A 20,930-nucleotide genomic window follows, 5' to 3' on the forward strand; every position below is an offset into this window, starting at 1 on the left:
CGAATAGGTTGATTTTACAAATCGTTGCCATCGTACTCAGTTACTTGCTTGGCTCTGTCAGCTTTAGTTTGCTGTATGGAAAATTAAAAGGAATCGACATTCGCCAGCATGGAAGCGGCAATGCCGGTGCGACGAATACGCTGCGTGTGCTTGGAAAAGGCCCAGCTATTCTGGTACTGCTGCTGGACGTACTTAAAGGGGTTATTGCAGTGCTAATAGGGCACTGGTTAGGTGGAGAATCATCCTGGGTATCGGGTTTGTGCGGCATTGCAGCGATTGCGGGCCATAACTGGCCGATATATTTTCACTTCCGTGGAGGAAAAGGTATTGCGACTGCTATTGGTGTATTGGCATCGCTTGCCTTACTGCCCGCACTATATGCCGGAATCATTGCGATACTTGCAATCGTAATGACGCGTTACGTATCCTTGGGATCGCTCATATTTGTCATTTTGACTCCCTGGATATTACTCGTGCTTGGTTATGCATGGCCGTTATTTTGGACGGCTCTAATCATTTGTCTGTTCGCTGTGTGGAGACACCGTACCAACATAGTCAAGCTGGTACGTGGGAATGAGAACAAGCTTGGCTCCAAAGGAGGAGATCGTCTTGTCTGAGAAAATAGCTGTGCTGGTCGCTGGGAGTTGGGGAACAGCCCTGGCTTCCGTTCTTGCGGCCAATAACAACGATGTCTCTGTCTGGACGAGAAACGAGCAGCAAGCAGCTGAAATCAATGAGAAGCATACGAATGAGCATTATTTACCAGGCTCCATTTTGTCTGATCGCATTTCAGCTACAACTGATATGCAGACTGCGGTATCTGGTGCTAAAGCAGTGATTATCGTATCTCCTTCGGCTGCTGCTCGTCAGGTAGCACGTAGTCTGAAAGCTCATTTTAACAAGGATATGCTGGTAGTGCATGCCATTAAAGGTTTTGAAACTGAAACGCTTAAACGTATGTCCACGGTGATCTCGGAAGAACTGGAAGTCGCTGAGGGTGATATTGCTGTGCTGTCTGGTCCGAGTCATGCGGAAGAAGTGGTGAGGAAATGTCCTACAACGGTTGTTGTAGCTTCCTCCAATGAGAAGGCTGCGCAAGCCGCACAGGGTCTGTTCATGAACTCCTATTTCCGCGTCTATACAAACCGTGATTTGCTCGGCGTGGAACTGTCCGGGGCGCTAAAAAACATTATCGCATTGGGTGCGGGAATGTCAGATGGACTTGGTTTCGGTGATAATGCCAAAGCGGCTTTATTGACCCGTGGATTGGCTGAAATTACCCGTGCCGGAGTTGAGATGGGCGCTAACCCACTAACCTTTGCCGGCCTGGCTGGTATTGGCGATCTAGTGGTCACTGCAACGAGTCGTCACAGTCGCAACTGGCGTGCAGGGTCACTATTGGGACAGGGCCAACAGCTTGATGCTGTGCTGGAATCTATGGGCATGGTCGTAGAAGGTATTCGAACGACAAAAGCGGCATACGCCATCTCTCAAAAATTAGGTGTTCAGATGCCTATTACAGAGGTGCTATATGGAGTACTGTTTGAAGGACGTGACGTCCGTAAGGCCGTTGAGGCGCTGATGGGTCGCGATCCTAAGACCGAGATGGAAGTCATGCCACTTCAAACTTGGGAGCAATGGCATTCTTAAGGGCTCGGATGAGCTTTATAATATAAAGGCTGTCTCATGGTAGATTTTTTCTATAATGAGATAGCCTTTTTTAGTTAGGCGTTTGGCATGTCTTATGTATGCTTAATCACCTTTTGTCTCTGCCACTCATAGACTGAGTTGAGCAATGGCGGAGGAGGGGAGATTGTGAATAAAAACTTTCCGAAAGATGCATTGAAGGCCATTAACAAAAAAGGCGGCAAAAACATATCCGAAAATGCAGTGAAAAAGCTGGCAGGCACGGTAAAGGCGGACACGCTTCAAAGCGAAGCGCAACTGCGTCAGCTTATCAAGCAGGTGTCTGCGATGGCCAACATTCCGGTGTCGGAAGATACAGTAAGGGATATTGTTGGTGCCGTCAAAAAGAGCGGAATGAATCCTTCCAATATGGAAGCGTTGATGAAAATGATGATGAAAAAATAGACCGCTGGCCGCACGCCAGTTAGTATTATTCACCGTGAACCGGGAAGGTTCGCGGTTTTTTTTGTATTTTGGAGTAGGTAACCTCTTTTTCAGTACACAAAATATCGAACTGCCCTGTCGAACATGTTATAATGATGCCCATCAGGAAACGGAAGGAAAGACAGAAAAGGAGGCAATAATGTTGAAGGAGGCAATATCATCAGTGTTAGTGGACAGGCTTCCTCACAATCTGGCAGTTGCGCTGAGTAGCTTGGCAGAGAGCTGGTCAACAGTGTCGGTTCCGTGGATGCTGGGCGGAAGCTGTTCACTACTTGTGCAAGAAGTTGAACTGGATCGCCTGCCTCGGGACATTGATATTTATGCGGATATTCATGCCGCAAAGCAGCTTCATTCGCACCCCCTGGGTATGAGTATAGATCGACAGCAGGTTGATCGTAGCGGCTCTTACGTTTCATTGCTGAGCCACTATGATCTGAAGGGATTTCCAGTCGAGTTGGTGGGAGGATTTGAGGTATTATGTGGCGGAGCGTTATACCGCTTAGAGATCGAGCGACTACTTTGGTCGACTGGTGTTCAGCTTGAGCTGGGGAGTGCTTCACTGCGTCTGATGCCGCTCAGTCATGAACTTTTATTCAATATATTGCGAAATCGACCCGACCGGTACAAAGCGATTGCAGATGTCATGAAGCGCGACCCGCGACGTCATATAATTGTACTGAAGCAGTTACTAGTCAGTAATATTTGGAATGAGGAGCAATTGGACAAGCTTGCAGAACTTCTGCCTTGGCCAGAGTTGCACTCTGTCATCCAGATGGGCAATGAAGTATAAGCTGTGTGTATTAGGATAAAGAGAACTGGAGGACCGTTCATGAATGTGCAGATTACGTTCAAGCCGTCAGGCAGGCGCGTGCAGGTCGGTCAGGGTACGTCATTGCTTCAGGCTGCTCGTAAAGCGGGTGTATATATTCCCACTCGTTGTGATGGAAAAGCAGCCTGTCTGATGTGTAAGGTACAAATATCACCGGGATGGGCTGAATTCGCAGGTCAACCAAGCGATGCAGAGCAGCGGAAGCTGGGACCTTTACTGGATGAAGGAATACGCTTATCCTGCCAGGCCCGTGTCCAAGGCGATATGGAGGTAACCATACCGGAGGATAAGCTCAAGGCGGCTATCAGGCGGCAACTGGAGCGTCAGGCGATGGATGATGAACTGTGGTAATGCCGATTATGTCAGGAGAATAAAAAAAGGATGGTTTCCGACGACTCTAAACAGTCAGGAGAAACATCCTTTTTTTATTTAGTCTAGCGACAAAGTCATGGGATAGCCTTGCCCCGCATATATTAGGTGAGTGGACCCAAACGTAAAATATCGTTTCTGCAATGATCGCTCTGTCGTAATCTATTTTTCAAAAAACTAAACATATTTTACGGAGGGGATACATATGATGGTATCAGTCCAAATGCATGTACGAGTTTACGCCGTTTCGCCGATTCCATCAGTCTCCTGAATCTCGGCGGCGGACGACTTCCGGGCATTTTAAAGGCTGTTCTGCCGCATCTGGGATCAAGCAGTTGGTTGAACACGAAGCGGATGCTCTTTAAGCATTTTTCCTTCGGAGACTTTTGAGGAGGGGATTTCATTGGAGAAAGTGGACATTTTTAAAGACATTGCCGAACGCACCGGAGGAGACATTTATCTTGGGGTCGTCGGCGCAGTCCGAACAGGAAAATCAACGTTTATCAAGCGGTTTATGGAGACGATTGTTCTGCCAAACATTACAAGTGAGGCGGACCGTGCCCGCGCCGTAGACGAGTTGCCGCAAAGTGCGGCAGGCAAGACGATCATGACGACGGAGCCTAAATTCGTACCGAATAATGCCGTCCAGATCAAAGTAACGGAAGGACTGGATGTGAATGTACGTCTGGTTGACTGTGTAGGATATGCAGTAGAAGGAGCAAAAGGTTACGAGGATGAAAATGGTCCGAGGATGATCTCCACACCATGGTTCGAAGAACCTATTCCTTTTCAGGAAGCGGCAGAAATTGGTACACGCAAGGTTATTCAGGAGCATTCGACGCTCGGTGTGGTAGTCACTACAGACGGCACGATTGCGGAAATCCCGCGCAGCTCTTATGTAGAGTCGGAGGAACGCGTCATTGAGGAGTTGAAGGAAGTTGGCAAACCATTTGTTTTGGTTATCAACTCCACTCATCCGCGCAGTGATGAAACACTCCAGCTTCGCAGTGAGCTGGCTGCCAAGTACGATATACCCGTCATGACACTCAGCGCGGCGACTATGACAGAAGATGATGTTACAGGCGTACTTCGTGAAGTATTGTATGAATTTCCGGTGCATGAGGTGAATGTAAACCTGCCGAGCTGGGTCATGGTGCTGAACGAAGAGCACTGGCTGCGAAGCAATTATGAAAATTCCGTTCGCGATACGGTTAAAGATATTCGACGCCTACGTGATGTAGATCGAGTGGTTGGCCAGTTTATGGAATATGAATTCATCGACAGGGCCGGGTTGAGCGGAATGAATATGGGGCAGGGCGTAGCTGAAATTGATCTGTATGCTCCCGATGAGCTGTACGACCAGATTTTGGTCGAAGTCGTCGGGGTAGAGATTCGCGGCAAGGATCATTTGCTGCAAATGATGCAGGATTTTGCCCATGCCAAACGGGAGTACGACCGCTTCGCTGAGGCGCTGGAAATGGTCAAGACAACGGGATATGGCATTGCCGCGCCGTCGTTGTCCGAGATGGCACTAGACGATCCGCAGTTGATTCGTCAGGGTACAAGGTTTGGTGTGCGGCTCAAGGCAACAGCACCTTCCATACACATGATTCGGGTCGATGTGGAATCGGAATTTGCTCCGATTATCGGAACAGAGAAGCAAAGTGAGGAGCTTATGCGCTATCTGATGCAGGATTTTGAGAATGACCCAATCAAAATTTGGGAGTCAGACATTTTCGGACGTTCGCTGCATTCTATTGTACGGGAAGGCATTCAGGGTAAAATCGCCATGATGCCGGACAATGCACGCTATAAGCTGCAGGAAACGCTGGGTCGTATCATTAATGAAGGCTCCGGCGGTCTTATTGCTATTATTCTTTAAGGCTAAGCCACACCAAAAAATCTTTAAGAGAACTACCGTGGAGAGCAATTTGCTCTCTACGGTTCGCAGAAAACAAAATATTAGACTGACCTCCAAAACCAGAGAGGGGTAGCCATGGACGAGAAAATAAAGTCCTAGACTACCTCTATTTTTATTGAGCTTTCGTTTCTCATTGACTGGCTATTCATTAAACGCGAAGTTCTGACATTCTGCAGGACACCCCAAATATTCAAATACTCTGCGTGCAGGTTCGTCTATTGGTAAGTACACTTCAATTCCAGGATACATGTGGCTGCTTACAGAAAGATGAATTTGCTTGTAACGAATAGGGACAAAATCGGCCATGGTTCCCATTCTGGCCAAAATGATTTTGGATTGCTCAACTTCATTTGCTGAGTCCTTTGGCTGCATATTCCAATATTTATTGAGGTCGTCGTATTTTCGAAATCTGTCAATTAACTTTTTATACCCATGGTCGTATCGGGAAAACATGTTATTCCTTCTAAAAGCTTGTATCCCATAAATAGCATGAGACTCCCATTGTTCGAACGACTCAGTATCGAAGGTGGAACGGGGCCGAATGGAAAAATCGGAGTTAAAATGAAAATCAACTTTATTCAGCTTGCCATTCATAAAAGAATCATAGGGGATATCAAATAACTGGCGAAACGGCTCATTTAACCCCTTAATATCTAAGGTATGAGTGACGATCATTGCCGGAAAAGGCAGATTACTCATGATCTGCTGCGCTTGCTCCAGCGCCAGCTCCAGAGACCGTCCTTCCAATTCGTAATGGATCGGAAGATAATCGGCGGCGAGGAGAAGATCGTTGCGCTCATCTGAAGTGCACTCCAGATACTCAGCAATATGGATCATCGTTTGCCGATCCGGTATTCGACGAGACCGTCCAACCAATAGATTTTTATATGTAGGACAGGCCTCATCATTAAGCTCCTGCTGAGTAAATCGTTTCAATAACGGGTGAGATTGCTCGGTATATTCCCGCTGGCGTTTCATACGAACAGCTTCAATCTCTCCCAATACGATTTTTAATGTTTTGTGCTGGAAGTCCTCATCCTTGTGCATGGTCATCTCTTTTCAATCCTTTTCATAATGAGGTGTAGTTCTACACTTGGTACACATGATTCCCTACAGTATACTACATTGTGAAAAAAGGGAGCTATTTACAAAGGGTTCTCAATGACAAACATGGAGGAGATCATATGGTTCGTGCAATTGTAACAGATCCGTTTGCTTCAGGATATTTTGCGATAAAGGAAGTTGCCGCCCCACAGGCCCAGCCTTGGGAAGCGATCGTTCAAGTACAAGCCTTCTCTCTTAATCGGGGTGAAGTTGTAGATGCAAGAAATAATGGAGGACAGATCAGACCAGGCTGGGATTTTTCTGGGATCGTCGTTGAGCAGGCTAAAGATGGCACGGGTCCGAAACAGGGAAGCCGTGTCGTAGGCCTTCTCTTGATGGGAGCATGGGCCGAACAGGTTGCTGCTCCTACTTCATTACTGGCTGAATTTCCCGATGATATTACCTTTGCCCAGGCGGCTACTTTACCAGTAGCTGGTCTGTCAGCGCTCTATACGCTTAGAAAAGGAGGAATGCTGCTCGGTAAGCGAATGTTGATTACTGGCTCGACTGGCGGAGTTGGAATTTTTGCACATCAGCTAGCCGCGCAATCTGGAGCTTTTACAGTAGGTGTTGCCAGAACAACGGAAAAAGCCTTACTTGTTCAAGAGGCTGGTGCTAATGAGGTTATTGTTGGAGATACCGCGATTCCATCGGTTGATGCATTTGGACCTTATCATCTAATTATAGATTCAGTAGGTGGTGATACGCTAGCTGCCTTACTGCCTCAGCTTGTGCCAGACGGAATATGTGTATCCATGGGACATTCGTCCTCACCTTACGCAACGATTAATATCAGGGGCTTAGGTGGTAGAACCTTGTATAGCTTCTTTTTAGGAGAGGAGATAAATCGCTATTCGCCGGCGGAAGATCTGAAATTATTAGGTGAATTTGTTTCCAAAGGCCAGTTAGTACCAAGGATCGAAGTGGAGACATCTTGGAAGGAAATTGGAACTATTGCCCAACAACTGATAGATCGGAGGTTCTCCGGTAAAGCAGTGCTCCAAATAAATTAGATGTGAGCTTTCTCATATTTAAAATAACAAAACAGGATTGTATCTTCGGACTAGGCTCCGTCCTGATTTCATATTTAAGCAGCAACCGTTTTCCGGTATTCAATCGGGGGGCGGTTGTTTGTTGTGTTTTGGCTTTAAAACCGGAAATTTTTCTATATTTCATAAAACCTATTTACATACTTGGTTTAAAGCGATATATTAAGTATCAAATTTGAATCATTTTGTGGATTGAACGAGGGGGAAATGAAATCATGAATATCCAAAAAGAGCTCCAAAGAAACAAAAAGCTAGGGCTAGGGGCTATCATGCTACTGGTGCTGGTTTTGCTGGTCACTGCATGCGGCGTGCCGAAAACAGAGAGCGGCACTCAAGGGACAAGCACTGCGGGATCGAATACAACAAACGGAAAAACGGACAATTTAAATCTAAAGGGTAAACGGGTTGCGTTGATCATGGAGTTTAACACGGGCACATTTTCGCAACAGTATGTTCAAGGCGTGGAAGAGGAAGTTAAGAAATTTGGCGGTACGCTGACTAAGTTTGTGGCAGATAACGATAAGGCTAAAATGGCTTCTCTGCTTGATAGTGCGATTAACCAGCAGTTTGATGTCATTTTGACTGATCACGGTGATGCATTGCTGGAGACAGGACTGAAAAAAGCAATTTCCCGCAATATTCCGGTTATCGTGTTCGATGCTGCCGTCAATGTTCCGGGTGCGGTAGTGCTCTCACAGGATGACCAAAGCATGGCTGAGTTGACGCTGGAGCAAATGAAAAAGGATATCGGCGGCAAAGGTAACATTGTGAAAGTATGGGTTGCTGGATTTGCACCGATGGAACGTCGTCAGGTTGCTTATGATGCATTTTTGAAATCCAATCCGGATATTAAAGAAATCGCGACTTTTGGTTCGGCTCAGAATCCTGCTTTAGATACGCAAGCCAAAATGGAAGCTGTATTAAAGCAATATCCTAAGGGCGAAATTACAGCCGTCTGGGCGGCTTGGGATGAATTTGCCAAAGGCGCAGCCCGTGCGATCCAACAAGCGGGACGTACGGAAATTAAGGTCTACGGCATTGACATGAGCGACGAGGACTTGCAAATGATCCAGGACCCGAAAAATCCTTGGGTGGCCTCGGCAGCCGTTGATCCAACAGATATCGGGCGCGTACAAGTGCGCTATGCATATCAGAAGCTGCATGGGGATAATCCGGAGGAGAAAGTCGTATTGAAGGCTGTATATGTGCAACGCGAAGCGCTGCCAGATAAGCAAATTTCCACATCCGAGCTGTCCCAATATGTGGAGGGATGGGGCCAAAGTGAGCAGGGCTATAAGGATTGGATGAAGGAATATGAAACGTCCAAATAAAATGTTTGCATCATGCAAAAGGCGCGCTTCGGCGCGCTTTTATCATAAGCAGGCGTGAGGGGGCACCATGAGTTCACAAGTATATACATTGGAGATGAAGAAAATCAGCAAACAGTTTGCTGGTGTAGATGCGCTGCAAGCTGTGGATTTTACGGTGCAGGGTGGCGAAATTCACGCTCTGCTGGGTGCCAACGGGGCAGGGAAAAGCACATTGATGAAGATTTTGTCCGGTGCGTATCGTTCCGATCAGGGAGTTATCGTAGTTGGTGGCAAGGAACTAAACATTAGTTCACCGTGGGAGGCCAAAAGAGCGGGAATCCACTGTGTGTATCAGGAGGTTGATTCAGCGCTTGTGCCTCAGTTAACCGTCGCTGAAAACATTGTAATGGACGATTTGTCTGCACCTGATGGTCGATGGTGGGCTGCGCCGGGGGCTATGCGCAGACGAGCGCGTGAGGCATTAGCACGTCTAGAGGTAGATATTGACGTACGACGATATGTGTCTGAACTGACGTTGGCAGAAAAACAACTTGTACTTATCGCACGTATTCTGACACAGCAAGCAAATACGATCATTTTTGATGAGCCTACGGCGCCGCTCAGCGAGGAAGAAACGCGACGTTTGTTCCGTACAATCCATACACTCAAGGATGAGGGGGTTGCATGTATTCTCATCACACACCGATTGCCGGAGGTTATCGAACACAGTGACCGTGTTACGGTGATGCGTGATGGTGAGCGCGTGTTCACGGGGCCTGCTTCTGATTTAAGTGTAGGCGACATCGTTACGCATATGCTTGGGAAAACATTTGAAGAGGAATTCCCAAAAACAGAGGTACCGATTGGTGAAACGATATTGGAAGCAAAAGGGCTTCACAAAGGATTACGAGTGCACGGCGTTGATTTACAGGTCCGACGTGGTGAAATTCTCTCTATTGTGGGTCTGGTTGGTGCAGGCAAGACGGAGCTGTCACGACTTCTTACAGGAGCAGACAAGCCGGATAAGGGAGAGCTGACCTTTAAGGGGCGCTCCATTCGATTGAGAGAGCCAGCGGACGCGGTAGCTCGAGGAATTGTGTCCATACCCGAGGAGCGGCGTAAGCAGGGGGTGCTAATTGAGGAGAGTGTAGAAAGAAACCTCAGCCTTCCGCTATTGGGGAAGCTGAGTGTCCTTGGTTTCATCAGTCGGCGTAAAGAACGAAATAACGGTAATGGGATTGTCGCCTCTCTCGGTATTAAGACGCCATCGCTCCGTCAGAATGTTAAATATTTGAGTGGCGGGAATCAGCAAAAAGTTGCGATTGGGAAATGGCTGCATTCGGGAGCGGATGTATTTGTTTTTGACGAGCCAACCAAGGGTGTGGATATAGGGGCAAAAAGTGATATTTTCCGTATCATTGGCCAGTTGGCGGAGCAAGGAAAAGCAATCATCTATCTAACCTGTGAATTTGCTGAAGGGATTGGCATTGGTGATCGGATTGCAGTGATGTATGATGGCAAAATTATAAAGGAATTTGCGCGGGGCGAAGTGGAACAGGAACAGCTTCTGTTGTATGCCAGCGGCGGTGAAGAGGTGCATTCATGAAGGAAAAATGGTTAAACGTCTCATTTCGATACGGTGCCGTAGTTGTCATTATAGGTGTATTGGCGTTTTTTTCATCTACATTACCTTATTTCTGGACTTATGATAATTTAATGGATATTCTAGGATCGATTGCCATTGTTACTTTCGTTGCCATTGGTGTGACGTTGTCACTTATCGTGGATGGTTTTGACCTGTCGGTAGGAGCTACAGTATCTTTGACAACGGTCGTTTCAGCTTCTTTGATGGTCTGGTATGAGCAGCCTGTTGCGGTGGTCATTATTGTGTCTCTGATTGTCGGCGCTTTGGTAGGACTGTTAAATTCATTATTGATCATTAAATTGCGTATTCCTGATTTGCTCGCAACCCTTGCAATCATGTATATTGTAAGCGGGATTCACAAAACGTACGCTCAAGGCTATACCATATACAATCATATGCAGTTTCCCGATGGCAGCAAGGCGCCGGGGGAGATATCTCCTGCATTTCTTTTGCTGGGGCAAGGTAAATGGTTGGGTATCCCGATTTCGGTTATTTTACTGTTACTGGCTGTGGCGGCGGTGCATGTTTTCTTGACCTATACAAAGCATGGGCGTCAAATGTATGTAACGGGTGGAAATGAGGAAGCTGCTCGTCTGTCGGGCATACGGGTAAAAAAAGTCCGTACTCTGGCCTATGTTGCTTCAGGCGTATTTGCGGCGATTGCCGGTATTTTGTATGCCTCGCGAGTAGGCTCAGGCCAAATTGACGCAGGTTCCCCTTTGCTCATGGAGGCGGTAGCTGCAGTATTCGTCGGTTTTTCGGTCTTTGGTGCTGGTAAACCCAATGTCATTGGTACATTTATTGGTGCGGTATTGATCGGTGTGTTGGTTAATGGATTAACGATGATGAATGTGCAATATTTTGCCCATGATATTGTCAAAGGAGTAGTGCTGGTACTTGCGCTGGCCGTTACTTTTTACGTGTTAAACCGTCGTCGTACTTGAAATTGTCTGTGGACTGTATTACTATAAACCTTGTTCCACGCAAGAAGGGTGCCATAAAACGCCAGTTTCGGCCTATATTGCGGAGGTTAGGTATATTCTATGTATATTTAACGACGAAACGGAAACAGATGATAACATTATGGAAGGCAGTACGCCGCCCGGGTTATTTTATACAGGCGACCTCATATCGGTCATTAACACCGATAACCTTAATGCTGGACTACACTTGAATTGGGAGGTGAATATTATGAATAAAACGGATTTGATCAATCAGGTTTCTGAAAGCACTGAATTGTCCAAAAAGGACGTAACCAAAGCAATCGATGCAGTATTTGAGGCGATCTCTGGAGCGCTGCAAAGCGGAGATAAAGTACAACTGGTAGGTTTTGGTAACTTTGAGGTTCGTGAACGTTCCGCACGTAAAGGACGTAACCCGCAAACAGGAGAAGAAATCGAAATCCCTGCGAGCAAAATTCCGGCATTTAAACCGGGTAAAGCGCTCAAAGACGGAATTAAATAAGATTTCTTACATATTCCCAATGCGCTGAAAAGACCGTGAATTTGATTCACGGCCTTTTCTTTTTGCCCTGTTTACTTCGTGGTAGATGTGCTATGGTCTGAAGAAGAGGAAGCTGTTCTGGCGTTTCGCGAGGCATAAGCGATCAGCACCAGGGGTTTACCCGTTAGCTCAGCAAATTCATGCTCTAGCTGTTGAAGCCGTTCGATTTGGGCAGGGCTGAGATTGGCGGGAAGATAGTTTTTCATCAGATCCGTTCCTTTCTTTAATGGATGGGACTGCACGGATAGTATGGCTCGGGACACGCTAATTGTTGCAGGTAGCTCGGGAAGCATGTAGTTGACAAAACTAGCTTGAATCTCCATCATAAAAAGTATAGCTTCGGCTCTCAGGGAGGAAAAGGACATGGAAGATAATGTGACGGGTAGCAGTGAGTACGTCGTAATTAAAGCGAAAAGCAACGGATGTCAGGTTTTTGGTCTGACTAGAGGTCAGGATACACGCTTGCATCATTCAGAAAAATTGGACAAGGGCGAGGTACTGATCGTCCAATTTACGGATCATACTTCTGCTATTAAAATTCGCGGCAAAGCCGTTGTGATGACTAAGCACGGGGTAGTAGATACTGAGGATTAAAATGCAGGCATAGCCTGCTTTTTTTTGTTGTAGAATGAGAGTGAGGACCTTTACCGTAGCAAACCCACATTATGAGGTAGAGGTCAGGGGAGGCTCTGATGAAACCTTGGATTGTATTCGGTGGCTCCATTCTCATAACCATCGCAGCAGCTGTGTTGCTGCCGTCCTTACAGGTGCTGGACTCGGGAACCGCAGCAGTTCGTGAAACACAGGCGACGATTTCGCCTCAGCAACGGGTGCTGCTGTCGGATGACAATCTGGTGGATACGCTGAACGAGCTGCCGTTGACCACACCGATTGCAAGCGCAAGCTGGGAACATTCAGTCCTGACCCTGGATGTCAAGCTGTCCAAGGAAGAAACTGCCCCACTAGAGATTTATCAAAACATGGCGGAGCTTGCCGCTTTTAGCTTTTACGGAACGACGAATGTACGGCAATTGCTGCTTCGGGTGGTGACGCAGGACGAATGGTCAGGAGAACGGCATTTGCTGCTTGCATCAGATATACGCCGCAACGAGTGGACGAACGAGGCATTGGAACAGCTGAGAAGCCGGGAAGGCGCGGAATTGCCAGAGGAATTGAAATCCCGTTTCCGCATTACAGTAACGCCCATGTGGCAAAACAGGTTTAACGGTGTATATACAGATTAGATATTTCTGCCGGTGGACCTACAGTACTTTAGTCGCGAATCATTTTAAATTGTGATATAATATAAGGCATTGCAATTATTTGAGTATAGCAGAAAGTCATGTCTCGGAGGCTTAGGATGAAACCGTATCGCGTACCCCAATTAGCAAGGAAATATGTGGAATACGACATGATTCAACAACATACGGAAATGCCGGCTTTTCCTGACAGCCGTACCCGTTTGATGTTTGTGTTTTTGAACCGGAATGCGCAGGAGCTGCATGCCAGTGAGGACGAACTGTACGCATTGGTAACCTCACTTGTGCAGATGGGGCTGGATACGCATGATATGATTGATACTCTATCCGGTATACGGAGCCCGGAGGAGATGCGTTCCAGACAGCTGAAAGTGTTAGCAGGGGACTATTTTAGCAGTCGTTTTTATCAGTTGCTTGCACTGGCAGGCCGCATCACGGCCATTTCGAAGCTGAGTGATGCTGTATGTGAAGTGAACGCAGGGAAAATGAGTCTGTACTGGGGAATGAAGCAATTCCGATTGGATGCAACTCAGTATTTAACTCAGATGGTTCGTTTCAAAAAGGAGCTTTTTTTATCATTCACTTCACTTGTAGCAGAACAGGATCAGGAAATTTGGAAGCAGCTTCTCAACAAATTTGCCCTCTGTGATACCTTGGTGGAGGAATGGGGGAAGCGGACAGAACCGGACAAGTCCCGTTTCGGATATATGTTCTGGCATATTTATAGTAACGGGGACCGGAACGAGCAGGTATTGCTTTCAGAGAGTGGTACTGACACTGAAGCATGGCGTAAGCTGGTTCTGAAATACAAAGCCGAGGATGCGATACTGGACAAGCTTCGCACGGCAGTTACACACATCCGGCAGATCCTGTCAGATGATCAAAATACGGGGATCGAGGAATTTGAACGCATGCTTGAGCCTTTCCTGAAGCTGCTAAATAGTCCGCACCCAGTTGTGAGGGAAGGTTAGGTGAACGTGATGGGACCAAGCGACACCAAGCCGAAAGAACAATTCGTTCATGGCGTGTTTGAAAGTATAGCAGGTAAATACGATTTGATGAACGATATACTGAGCTTTCGCAGACATAAGGCTTGGCGGAAATTTACGATGAAAAAAATGAACATGCATCGCGGCGATACGGCAATCGATCTTTGCTGTGGCACATGTGACTGGACGCTTGCGATGGCGCGTGCAAGTGAAAGTGGTCACATCGTAGGACTGGATTTTAGTCAGAACATGCTCAATGTTGGCGAGCGTAAGATTACATCAGAATCCCGTGAAAAGCAAATTAAGCTTGTTCAGGGCAACGCGATGGAACTACCTTTTGAAGATAATTCATTTGATTATGCGACGATTGGTTTCGGTCTGCGCAACGTGCCTGACCTGCGCCAAGTGTTACAGGAGATGCAACGAGTCGTCAAACCTGGCGGGCAGGTCGTATGTCTGGAATTGTCCAAACCTACTTGGCAGCCGTTCAAGGGAATTTACTACACATATTTTCAACACATCTTGCCCATGCTCGGCAAATTGTTCGCCAAACGTTATGAGCAGTATAAATGGCTCCCTGATTCGTTGGCGCTTTTTCCAGGAAGGGATGAGTTGGCTGGCATCTTCCGTGAAGTCGGATTGAAGGATGTTCAGGCTCATTCTCTCACCGGAGGCATTGCGGCATTGCACATTGGAATCAAGGAGAGTCAGCATGTTTAAGAAAATTGCTATTTTTTTGGAAATGATTAAAATTGAACATACGTTATTTGCGCTCCCATTTGCATTCATGGGGGCTGTATTGGGGTCTGTTGTCGTGACAGGCAACCTTCCCTCCTGGCCGCAGATCGGCTGGATCCTGCTAGCTATGGTTGGCGCACGTAGCGCGGCTTTTGGCTTCAATCGTATGATTGACCGGGTGATTGACGGGAAAAATCCGCGCACAGCAGGACGCGCTATCCCAGCGGGGTTGCTCAAATCGAGCGAAGTGGTGATTTTTATTATCGTCAGTTTGGTGTTGTTATTCTGGGCATCATTCAAGTTAAGTCCGCTGGCGTTCAAGCTGTTTCCGCTGGCCTTTTTTATGCTCGTTTTTTATTCTTACACCAAGCGTTTCACTTGGCTTTGCCATATTGTACTTGGTCTGACCATTGGTTTGGCGCCACTAGGCGCGTGGGTTGCAGTAACGGGACAAATAGATTTGACCGCTATCGTACTATATCTCACGATTGCATTTTGGACGGCGGGATTTGATGTAATTTATGCTTGTCAGGATATAGATTTTGACCAAAACGAAGGAGTTTATTCTATTCCTGCCCGTTTTGGTGTAGCAGGTGCGCTGAACATCGCTCGGGCATTCCACGTCATTACGGCGATCGGATTTATTGTATTGTTCTTTATTGCAGATTTAAGCTGGTGGTATCTGGCGGGCATGATTATTTCGTACATTATTTTATTTTATGAACACTATATCGTATCTCCAAAAGATTTGAGTCGATTGCAGACGGCATTCTTTACTATGAACGGTGTACTTAGCACTGTCGTATTTGCCTTTACACTGATTGATTTGGTGGTGCGTCAATACTAATGAATAATCAGGTGAGCGGACATCAAGGCAAACGAATCGTTATTGGCATTACAGGCGCGAGCGGAAGCATTTATGGTGTGCGACTGGTAGAGACTCTGCTGGACTTGCAATACACAGTTCACCTGATCGTTTCCAATGCTGGCTGGCGGGTGTTGAAAGAGGAGTTGGGCTGGAATGTGACTGACCGGGAAGGGGCTTTGAATGAACAATTCGGAGGCCGTCCCGGTTCTCTTGTATACCATCCGTTCACAGATATTGGAGCTTCGATTGCGAGCGGCTCTTATTTGGTGGATGCGATGATTATCATGCCATGCTCGATGGGGACGTTGTCAGCAGTGGCACACGGTTCGTCCGATAATCTCATGGCGAGGGCAGCGGACGTGATGATGAAGGAAGGTCGTCCGCTGATCCTTGTGCCTCGTGAGACGCCTCTACATGCCATTCATTTGGAAAACATGCTTAAGCTTGCGAGACTCGGCGTCAAAATGATTCCGGCTATGCCGGCTTTTTACTTTCATCCCAAGACGCTGGATGATATTGTGCTGTTCCTCGTAGGCAAAGTATTGGACAGCTTGCGTATAGAACATCAATTGTTTACGAGATGGGGGGATTCCGATGCCGACACCGGACACCAAGACAATCACAATCGGAAAAATTAAATATACAAACGCTTGGCCTATTTTTCATTTTTTTAATCCTTCTAAGCTTCTCCATTCGGCGGAGATGGTATCTAAAGTTCCGGCTGAATTGAATCGAGGTATGCTGACTGGAAGTTTGGATATTAGTGCGATGTCTTCCTTTGCGTATGCATCGGGTGCTGAGGAAATGCTATTGTTGCCAGATTTATCCGTCAGTGCAGATGGTCCTGTGCAATCCATTTTACTATTTTCACGCAAGCCGCTGGACGAAATCAAAAACGGAACCATTGCACTTACGAATACGTCTGCTACATCCGTGAATTTGTTGAAAATTTTGATGCAAAAGGCATGGGAAGGTCAACCTTCCTATTTTGACTGTGAACCGGATCTTGACTTGATGCTGGAACAGGCAGATGCAGGGCTATTGATTGGAGATCACGCGATTAAGGCATCTTGGCGAAGTGAAGATTTGTATGTTACGGACCTCGGAGAAGAGTGGAAGCGCTGGACGGGCTACAGTATGACTTTTGCTGTATGGGCAGTACGACGTGCTGTTGCTGCTCAGAATCCTGCCGCGGTGGCTGAAATTGCGAGTGCGTTCCGCGCAAGTAAGCAGCGTAGTCTGTCGGACCTGACGCCTGTTATTTCTGAAGCATGCGAGGAAATTGGAGGTCTGCGAGATTATTGGGAGCGCTACTTTACTAATCTGTGTTATGATTTTGGAGAGAAGCAACAACAAGGTTTAGAGCTTTATTTTCAGTATGCGCATGAACTGGGGCTGCTTGACCGACGAGTGAAGCCGCTTCTCTGGAGTGACAATACGCTGACACGGGTGAAAGAATGAAACGATTGGATTTGTTTGGTTTATTAAAGAAGGATATGAACTTTATAGAAGAAGAGTTGTACCGCAGTATCGACAGTACGGAGCCGTTGATTAATGATACGTCGCTTCATCTGCTTAAAGCAGGGGGCAAGCGTTTGCGTCCCGTATTTGTATTGCTGGGAGGCAAGTTTGGAGAATATGATCTGGATAAGCTCAAGCGTATAGCGGTACCTCTAGAACTGATTCATTCTGCCTCTCTCGTTCACGACGATGTGATTGACGATGCGGAAATGAGACGCGGTCAACCCACCGTGAAGTCCAAATGGGACAATCGGGTGGCTATGTACACCGGAGACTACATATATGCACGTGCGCTGTCTATTGCTGCTGGACTGCCGAATCCCGACATTCACCGGGTACTGTCTAAAGCGCTGGTGCAGATGTCCATTGGTGAAATGGAACAGATTCGTGATTTTTTTAATGTGGATCAGAGTGTGCGTAATTATTTGCTTCGCATACGGCGCAAAACTGCATTGTTGATTGCGGTTAGCTGCCAGTTGGGAGCTATGGCTGCAGGGGCACGGGAAAGTATCAATTCCCTGCTGTACAGCTATGGCTATAACGTAGGTATGGCTTTTCAAATTCAGGATGATCTGCTCGATCTGTGTGGCACGGAAAAAAAGATTGGCAAGCCGCCGGGCAGCGATATGAGACAGGGGAATATTACGCTTCCAGTGATTTATGCGCTCGAACAGCCTGAGCTGCGTGCAGATCTACTGGCTGAAATCCGCCGCATTCAGGATGGGGATGGGCAAGGAGATGCACGCAAAGCGGTGGATATGATCAAAAAAAGTGAAGGAATCGCTAAAGCTGAAATTCTCGCCGACCGATATATTAATAAAGCGCTAAACGCGCTGGACTTACTACCGGATGTCAAAACAAAAAAGACGCTACGCGATATTGCTCATTTTGTAACACGCCGCTCCTACTAAAGTTGTGTTTTGGGTTTGCTGTGACAAAATACTTTAACCGTTTCCAAGCTTTCTGTTACAATACAGTTTAGTACTGTATAAATACATTAGATTGGATTGGGAGTGAGCCGATGGATCGTACTTTTTTGATGGTTAAACCGGATGGTGTACAACGTGGATTGATTGGACGTATCATCAGTCGACTGGAAGACAAAGGCTTCAAAATGACGGCTGGCAAGCTTGTGCAAGTATCTAGAGAACAGGCAGAACGGCATTATGCGGAGCATGTGGGCAAGCCTTTTTTTGAAGAGCTTGTAGGTTTTATCACATCAGGCCCTGTGTTTGCTATGGTATGGGAAGGGGATAACATCGTTACGCTCTCCCGCTTGTTGATTGGTAAAACACAAGTAACTGAAGCTCTTCCGGGCACAATTCGTGGAGACTTTGCAGCACATACACCGTTTAACCTCATTCATGGTTCAGATTCACCGGAGAGCGCAGAGCGCGAGATTGCAAATTTTTTCCTGCCGGAAGAATCCGTTCGGTATGAAAAAAGTGTGGCGACCTGGGTATAAGTTTAATTACGTATGAAGAAGGATGGTAGCATGACGGATATGGAACTGGGTCAGACGGACCCCGATTACACAGCGTTTATCCGCAAAATCAAGGACAGCACAGGTATTGATCTTGCACAATACAAAGAAGCACAGATGAAAAGGCGGTTAACTACGCTTCGCAACAAAAACGGGTTTCCCAGTTTTGTTTCTTTTTATGATGCCATGATGAAGGAAAAACCTCTATTCTATGAATTTCTGGATCGGATGACGATCAATGTTTCGGAATTTTGGCGAAATCCCAATCGGTGGGAAGTGCTGCGGGATACAATCTTGCCACAACTGCTTGTAGGAAAGCAGAAGCTTAAGCTGTGGAGTGCGGCCTGCTCGACTGGTGAAGAGCCTTATAGCCTGGCTATGGTTCTCGACGGAAAAGGGATTTTGGGGAATTGCTCCATTACAGCTTCCGACATTGATGATGGTGCATTGGCAAAAGCCAAGGAAGGTAAATATTTGGAGCGTTCGCTCAAGGATGTACCTGAGCAGGTAGCTAGCAAATATTTCAAGCCGGATGGTGCGATGTATCGAATTGATGACCGTTTGAAACAAGCCGTGAAATTTCAAAAGCAAAACTTGCTGCTGGATCGGTTTGAGGATGGCTATGATCTCATTATCTGTCGAAATGTAATGATTTATTTTACAGAAGAGGCCAAACATACGTTGTATCAAAAGTTTGCAGCCAGTCTTCGTCCCGGCGGTGTGTTATTTGTCGGTAGCACAGAGCAAATCTTTTCTCCTAACCAATATGGTCTGGAATCGACGGAAACCTTTTTTTATCGTAAAAAAGCATAAGCCTGCATATATCATCCAAAGTTTTGTAGGAACTTATTTATATCTTTGAGTAATTGATGGTTGGCTTATCAGCAAAGCACGTCCTTTAGCTCCTTTGGCTAAGAGGCGTGTTTTTGTTTATCTGCATACACGTGGCTTTTCTTGTCAAAGAAAGGTGCGTATACTATAATGAAGCACAGTTAAAGGTTTTAGCGATGCACAGTTTAACAGTTTAAAGGGGGAACGCGTCATGAGTTTACGTTATTTAACCGCGGGGGAAACGCATGGTCCCCAGCTAACTGCCATTGTAGAGGGTATGCCGAGCAATTTAAAATTGGATTTTGAGGAATTGAATTTTCAGCTGCACCGTCGTCAGAAAGGATATGGACGGGGTCGGCGTATGCAGATTGAAAAAGATACGGCGAAAATTGCCGGAGGCGTACGTCACGGCTATACCACGGGGGCACCGATTGCGCTGGTTGTGGAAAATAACGATTGGAAGCACTGGCAGAACATTATGAATATTGAGCCTATTGAAGGCAGTGATGAGGAAAAACGTCGGGTTCACCGACCACGTCCGGGTCATGCGGATTTGAATGGCGGAATGAAATACAACCTGAAGGATCTTCGTAACGTGCTGGAGCGCTCCAGTGCACGCGAAACAGCAATTCGTGTGGCATGCGGCGGTTTGGCCCGTCAATTGCTGGCTGAGTTCGGAATCAAGGTGGCAGGTCAGGTCATCCGCATTGGGGAAATCGAAGCTCCTTACCGTGATCTGCCGATTGATGAGCTGATTGCCGTGACAGAAGCCTCCTCGGTGAGAGTAACCGATCCAGAAACCGAAAAGAAAATGGAAGCATATATTGATCTGATCAAGCAAGAAGGTGATTCAGTCGGTGGGGTAGTGGAATGTATTGTAGAAGGTGTTCCGATTGGTCTGGGCAGTCATGTACAGTATGATCGGAAGCTGGATGCACGTATTGCACAAGGCGTCATGTCGATTAATGCATTTAAAGGCGTGGAAATCGGCATTGGCTTTGAAGCAGGAGAATTGCGCGGTTCACAGGTGCATGACGAGATCCTATATGATGAGGAACGTGGATATCACCGTCGTACCAATCGTTTGGGTGGTTTTGAGGGTGGCATGACGAATGGAATGCCAGTTGTGGTTCGTGGCGTAATGAAGCCGATTCCCACACTTTACAAACCTCTGCAAAGCGTCGACATTGATACAAAGGAAGCGTTCACTGCACAGGTTGAGCGTTCGGATGCATGTGCAGTACCCGCGGCTAGCGTAGTCATGGAGCATGTGGTAGCTTGGGAGATTGCGAAAGCTTTGCTAGAAAAATTCGGCGGGGATTCGATTGAAGAGATTCGTGCGAATATTGCATCCTACGAAGAACAACTGGGGCGGTACTAA

The 20,930-nt window shown here is 46.8% G+C and carries 25 protein-coding genes; 23 read left to right on the top strand and 2 right to left on the bottom strand.

Annotated elements, in window-relative coordinates; all coding sequences use genetic code 11:
* The first annotated feature begins 8 nt into the window (after window positions 1-8).
* From plsY to spoIVA, 7 genes are all read left to right on the top strand, one after another.
* Window positions 9-617 (top strand): glycerol-3-phosphate 1-O-acyltransferase PlsY, encoded by a 609-nt coding sequence (gene plsY / locus NLX78_RS21275; protein WP_039271041.1) that lies wholly within the window; start codon window positions 9-11, stop codon window positions 615-617.
* The gene (locus NLX78_RS21280; RefSeq protein WP_302057460.1) at window positions 610-1,650 is read left to right on the top strand and encodes an NAD(P)H-dependent glycerol-3-phosphate dehydrogenase; all 1,041 of its coding nucleotides are present in this window, start codon (window positions 610-612) and stop codon (window positions 1,648-1,650) included. Before plsY ends, NLX78_RS21280 begins: the two co-directional genes overlap by 8 nt.
* 165 nt (window positions 1,651-1,815) lie before the next feature.
* Window positions 1,816-2,091, top strand: coding sequence for a stage VI sporulation protein F (locus NLX78_RS21285; protein ID WP_013310741.1), 276 nt, complete (start codon window positions 1,816-1,818; stop codon window positions 2,089-2,091).
* 178 nt (window positions 2,092-2,269) lie between these two features.
* Complete coding sequence (locus NLX78_RS21290; RefSeq protein ID WP_254351452.1) at window positions 2,270-2,920, top strand: hypothetical protein; 651 nt, start codon at window positions 2,270-2,272, stop codon at window positions 2,918-2,920.
* Between the two features lie 39 nt (window positions 2,921-2,959).
* Window positions 2,960-3,310 carry a 2Fe-2S iron-sulfur cluster-binding protein gene (locus NLX78_RS21295; RefSeq protein WP_235309581.1) on the top strand — a complete coding sequence of 117 codons (351 nt, stop codon included), beginning with the start codon at window positions 2,960-2,962 and terminating at the stop codon, window positions 3,308-3,310.
* A gap of 245 nt (window positions 3,311-3,555) precedes the next feature.
* Window positions 3,556-3,693 carry a hypothetical protein gene (locus NLX78_RS21300; protein ID WP_013371690.1) on the top strand — a complete coding sequence of 46 codons (138 nt, stop codon included), beginning with the start codon at window positions 3,556-3,558 and terminating at the stop codon, window positions 3,691-3,693.
* A 38-nt stretch (window positions 3,694-3,731) separates the two neighbouring features.
* On the top strand, window positions 3,732-5,210 hold the full coding sequence (gene spoIVA / locus NLX78_RS21305; protein WP_023989182.1) for a stage IV sporulation protein A: 1,479 nt from the start codon (window positions 3,732-3,734) through the stop codon (window positions 5,208-5,210).
* A 180-nt stretch (window positions 5,211-5,390) separates the two neighbouring features.
* Here the strand turns inward: spoIVA and NLX78_RS21310 are convergent, their stop codons facing one another.
* Complete coding sequence (locus tag NLX78_RS21310; protein ID WP_061829223.1) at window positions 5,391-6,302, bottom strand: MmyB family transcriptional regulator; 912 nt, start codon at window positions 6,300-6,302, stop codon at window positions 5,391-5,393.
* A 131-nt stretch (window positions 6,303-6,433) separates the two neighbouring features.
* Here NLX78_RS21310 and NLX78_RS21315 point away from each other — a divergent pair, with 131 nt between their 5' ends.
* From NLX78_RS21315 to NLX78_RS21335, 5 genes are all read left to right on the top strand, one after another.
* Window positions 6,434-7,366, top strand: a complete 933-nt coding sequence (locus NLX78_RS21315; protein WP_061829222.1) for a zinc-binding dehydrogenase — start codon at window positions 6,434-6,436, stop codon at window positions 7,364-7,366.
* Between the two features lie 251 nt (window positions 7,367-7,617).
* Complete coding sequence (locus NLX78_RS21320) at window positions 7,618-8,733, top strand: sugar ABC transporter substrate-binding protein (protein WP_250268708.1); 1,116 nt, start codon at window positions 7,618-7,620, stop codon at window positions 8,731-8,733.
* 67 nt (window positions 8,734-8,800) lie between these two features.
* Window positions 8,801-10,318, top strand: coding sequence for a sugar ABC transporter ATP-binding protein (locus NLX78_RS21325; protein WP_254351453.1), 1,518 nt, complete (start codon window positions 8,801-8,803; stop codon window positions 10,316-10,318).
* Window positions 10,315-11,301: an ABC transporter permease gene (locus NLX78_RS21330; RefSeq protein ID WP_165177228.1), complete on the top strand. Its 987-nt coding sequence runs from the start codon at window positions 10,315-10,317 to the stop codon at window positions 11,299-11,301. The genes NLX78_RS21325 and NLX78_RS21330 overlap by 4 nt, the downstream gene beginning before the upstream one ends.
* Before the next feature lie 247 nt (window positions 11,302-11,548).
* Window positions 11,549-11,821 carry an HU family DNA-binding protein gene (locus NLX78_RS21335; RefSeq protein WP_013310732.1) on the top strand — a complete coding sequence of 91 codons (273 nt, stop codon included), beginning with the start codon at window positions 11,549-11,551 and terminating at the stop codon, window positions 11,819-11,821.
* Window positions 11,822-11,892: 71 nt separating this feature from the next.
* Here NLX78_RS21335 and NLX78_RS21340 read toward each other — a convergent pair whose 3' ends face one another.
* Window positions 11,893-12,186: a hypothetical protein gene (locus NLX78_RS21340; protein ID WP_165176772.1), complete on the bottom strand. Its 294-nt coding sequence runs from the start codon at window positions 12,184-12,186 to the stop codon at window positions 11,893-11,895.
* 37 nt (window positions 12,187-12,223) lie between these two features.
* Here NLX78_RS21340 and mtrB point away from each other — a divergent pair, with 37 nt between their 5' ends.
* The 11 genes from mtrB to aroC all read left to right on the top strand — a co-directional run bounded on the left by mtrB (window position 12,224) and on the right by aroC (window position 20,930).
* Complete coding sequence (gene mtrB, locus NLX78_RS21345) at window positions 12,224-12,454, top strand: trp RNA-binding attenuation protein MtrB (RefSeq protein WP_013310730.1); 231 nt, start codon at window positions 12,224-12,226, stop codon at window positions 12,452-12,454.
* Between the two features lie 98 nt (window positions 12,455-12,552).
* Window positions 12,553-13,104 carry a hypothetical protein gene (locus tag NLX78_RS21350; protein ID WP_061829217.1) on the top strand — a complete coding sequence of 184 codons (552 nt, stop codon included), beginning with the start codon at window positions 12,553-12,555 and terminating at the stop codon, window positions 13,102-13,104.
* A 116-nt stretch (window positions 13,105-13,220) separates the two neighbouring features.
* Entirely contained in the window at window positions 13,221-14,090 is an 870-nt protein-coding gene (locus NLX78_RS21355) for a heptaprenyl diphosphate synthase component 1 (RefSeq protein WP_235309588.1), read from the top strand.
* A 9-nt stretch (window positions 14,091-14,099) separates the two neighbouring features.
* Complete coding sequence (locus tag NLX78_RS21360; protein ID WP_254325691.1) at window positions 14,100-14,828, top strand: demethylmenaquinone methyltransferase; 729 nt, start codon at window positions 14,100-14,102, stop codon at window positions 14,826-14,828.
* A complete protein-coding gene (locus tag NLX78_RS21365) occupies window positions 14,821-15,693 on the top strand; it encodes a UbiA-like polyprenyltransferase (protein ID WP_061829215.1) in 873 nt (290 codons plus the stop codon). The genes NLX78_RS21360 and NLX78_RS21365 overlap by 8 nt, the downstream gene beginning before the upstream one ends.
* Window positions 15,693-16,352: a UbiX family flavin prenyltransferase gene (locus tag NLX78_RS21370; RefSeq protein WP_061829214.1), complete on the top strand. Its 660-nt coding sequence runs from the start codon at window positions 15,693-15,695 to the stop codon at window positions 16,350-16,352. Before NLX78_RS21365 ends, NLX78_RS21370 begins: the two co-directional genes overlap by 1 nt.
* A complete protein-coding gene (locus NLX78_RS21375) occupies window positions 16,309-17,175 on the top strand; it encodes a menaquinone biosynthetic enzyme MqnA/MqnD family protein (RefSeq protein WP_235309589.1) in 867 nt (288 codons plus the stop codon). Before NLX78_RS21370 ends, NLX78_RS21375 begins: the two co-directional genes overlap by 44 nt.
* The gene (locus NLX78_RS21380) at window positions 17,172-18,146 is read left to right on the top strand and encodes a polyprenyl synthetase family protein (protein WP_061829212.1); all 975 of its coding nucleotides are present in this window, start codon (window positions 17,172-17,174) and stop codon (window positions 18,144-18,146) included. The genes NLX78_RS21375 and NLX78_RS21380 overlap by 4 nt, the downstream gene beginning before the upstream one ends.
* Before the next feature lie 110 nt (window positions 18,147-18,256).
* Window positions 18,257-18,700, top strand: coding sequence for a nucleoside-diphosphate kinase (ndk, locus tag NLX78_RS21385; RefSeq protein ID WP_254325410.1), 444 nt, complete (start codon window positions 18,257-18,259; stop codon window positions 18,698-18,700).
* A 30-nt stretch (window positions 18,701-18,730) separates the two neighbouring features.
* On the top strand, window positions 18,731-19,531 hold the full coding sequence (locus tag NLX78_RS21390) for a CheR family methyltransferase (protein WP_023989169.1): 801 nt from the start codon (window positions 18,731-18,733) through the stop codon (window positions 19,529-19,531).
* Window positions 19,532-19,760: 229 nt separating this feature from the next.
* The gene (gene aroC, locus NLX78_RS21395; RefSeq protein WP_013310720.1) at window positions 19,761-20,930 is read left to right on the top strand and encodes a chorismate synthase; all 1,170 of its coding nucleotides are present in this window, start codon (window positions 19,761-19,763) and stop codon (window positions 20,928-20,930) included.

The organism is Paenibacillus sp. Lou8.1, from assembly GCF_024213565.1.
Lineage (GTDB): Bacteria > Bacillota > Bacilli > Paenibacillales > Paenibacillaceae > Paenibacillus > Paenibacillus polymyxa_B.

What these genes read in the sequence shown, in the direction of transcription:
- NLX78_RS21380 (WP_061829212.1), top strand. Translation starts at nt 17,172, where the DNA reads ATGAAACGATTGGATTTGTTTGGTTTATTAAAGAAGGATATGAACTTT.
- NLX78_RS21330 (WP_165177228.1), top strand. Translation starts at nt 10,315, where the DNA reads ATGAAGGAAAAATGGTTAAACGTCTCATTTCGATACGGTGCCGTAGTT.
- NLX78_RS21340 (WP_165176772.1), bottom strand. Translation starts at nt 12,186, where the DNA reads ATGATGGAGATTCAAGCTAGTTTTGTCAACTACATGCTTCCCGAGCTA.
- NLX78_RS21390 (WP_023989169.1), top strand. Translation starts at nt 18,731, where the DNA reads ATGACGGATATGGAACTGGGTCAGACGGACCCCGATTACACAGCGTTT.
- ndk (WP_254325410.1), top strand. Translation starts at nt 18,257, where the DNA reads ATGGATCGTACTTTTTTGATGGTTAAACCGGATGGTGTACAACGTGGA.
- NLX78_RS21310 (WP_061829223.1), bottom strand. Translation starts at nt 6,302, where the DNA reads ATGACCATGCACAAGGATGAGGACTTCCAGCACAAAACATTAAAAATC.
- mtrB (WP_013310730.1), top strand. Translation starts at nt 12,224, where the DNA reads ATGGAAGATAATGTGACGGGTAGCAGTGAGTACGTCGTAATTAAAGCG.
- NLX78_RS21335 (WP_013310732.1), top strand. Translation starts at nt 11,549, where the DNA reads ATGAATAAAACGGATTTGATCAATCAGGTTTCTGAAAGCACTGAATTG.
- NLX78_RS21350 (WP_061829217.1), top strand. Translation starts at nt 12,553, where the DNA reads ATGAAACCTTGGATTGTATTCGGTGGCTCCATTCTCATAACCATCGCA.
- NLX78_RS21315 (WP_061829222.1), top strand. Translation starts at nt 6,434, where the DNA reads ATGGTTCGTGCAATTGTAACAGATCCGTTTGCTTCAGGATATTTTGCG.
- NLX78_RS21365 (WP_061829215.1), top strand. Translation starts at nt 14,821, where the DNA reads ATGTTTAAGAAAATTGCTATTTTTTTGGAAATGATTAAAATTGAACAT.
- NLX78_RS21375 (WP_235309589.1), top strand. Translation starts at nt 16,309, where the DNA reads ATGCCGACACCGGACACCAAGACAATCACAATCGGAAAAATTAAATAT.
- NLX78_RS21370 (WP_061829214.1), top strand. Translation starts at nt 15,693, where the DNA reads ATGAATAATCAGGTGAGCGGACATCAAGGCAAACGAATCGTTATTGGC.
- aroC (WP_013310720.1), top strand. Translation starts at nt 19,761, where the DNA reads ATGAGTTTACGTTATTTAACCGCGGGGGAAACGCATGGTCCCCAGCTA.
- NLX78_RS21355 (WP_235309588.1), top strand. Translation starts at nt 13,221, where the DNA reads ATGAAACCGTATCGCGTACCCCAATTAGCAAGGAAATATGTGGAATAC.
- NLX78_RS21320 (WP_250268708.1), top strand. Translation starts at nt 7,618, where the DNA reads ATGAATATCCAAAAAGAGCTCCAAAGAAACAAAAAGCTAGGGCTAGGG.
- NLX78_RS21295 (WP_235309581.1), top strand. Translation starts at nt 2,960, where the DNA reads ATGAATGTGCAGATTACGTTCAAGCCGTCAGGCAGGCGCGTGCAGGTC.
- NLX78_RS21325 (WP_254351453.1), top strand. Translation starts at nt 8,801, where the DNA reads ATGAGTTCACAAGTATATACATTGGAGATGAAGAAAATCAGCAAACAG.
- NLX78_RS21300 (WP_013371690.1), top strand. Translation starts at nt 3,556, where the DNA reads ATGTACGAGTTTACGCCGTTTCGCCGATTCCATCAGTCTCCTGAATCT.
- NLX78_RS21360 (WP_254325691.1), top strand. Translation starts at nt 14,100, where the DNA reads ATGGGACCAAGCGACACCAAGCCGAAAGAACAATTCGTTCATGGCGTG.
- NLX78_RS21290 (WP_254351452.1), top strand. Translation starts at nt 2,270, where the DNA reads ATGTTGAAGGAGGCAATATCATCAGTGTTAGTGGACAGGCTTCCTCAC.